The organism is Coxiella-like endosymbiont of Rhipicephalus sanguineus (assembly GCF_018687865.1).
Window position 1 is genome coordinate 1 of the sequence record NZ_NIQB01000085.1, and the last position, 634, is coordinate 634.

Sequence of the window (634 nt, forward strand, 5' to 3'; positions counted from 1 at the left end):
CTCATCATTTTAATAAATCGTTTTGTGGGTATTCACATAAGTCATTAATAAAACACTCGGAGCATTTAGGATGACGTGCGGTACATATATAACGACCATGTAAAACGAGCCAATGATGAGCATCAACAAGATATTTTTTAGGAACCACCTCCATTAATTTATTTTCAACGGCTAACGGTGTCTTTCCAGGAGCTAAGCCGGTACGATTAGCTAGGCGAAAAATATGAGTATCAACGGCAATAGCAGAATGGCCAAAGGCGGTATTTAAAATAACGTTTGCTGTTTTGCGACCAACACCCGGTAGTGCTTCAAATTCTTTTCGTGTTTGGGGTATTTGTGAATGATATTTTTCTACCAATATTTTGCAAGTTTTTATGATATTTTTAGCTTTGGTGTTATATAAGCCAATAGATTTAATATGGTTCTTTAAACCTTCTTCCCCGAGATTCAACATTTTTAAAGGCGTATTCGCTACTTTAAATAGCTCTTTAGTGCTTTTGTTAACACTCACATCGGTAGCTTGGGCGGACAACATTACTGCAATTAATAATTCAAATTCCGAGAGATAAATTAATTCCGAAGTGGGTTTCGCATTTCGAGCTTTAAAGCGACGAAAAATTTCTTCGCGTTCACT

1 protein-coding gene is annotated in these 634 nt (G+C 36.4%); it reads right to left on the minus strand.

Annotated elements, in window-relative coordinates; translation table 11 throughout:
• Nucleotides 1-4 precede the first annotated feature (4 nt).
• Nucleotides 5-634 (minus strand): endonuclease III (nth, locus tag B1F79_RS04840; RefSeq protein ID WP_251366214.1); only part of this gene is annotated, 630 nt, incomplete at its 5' end.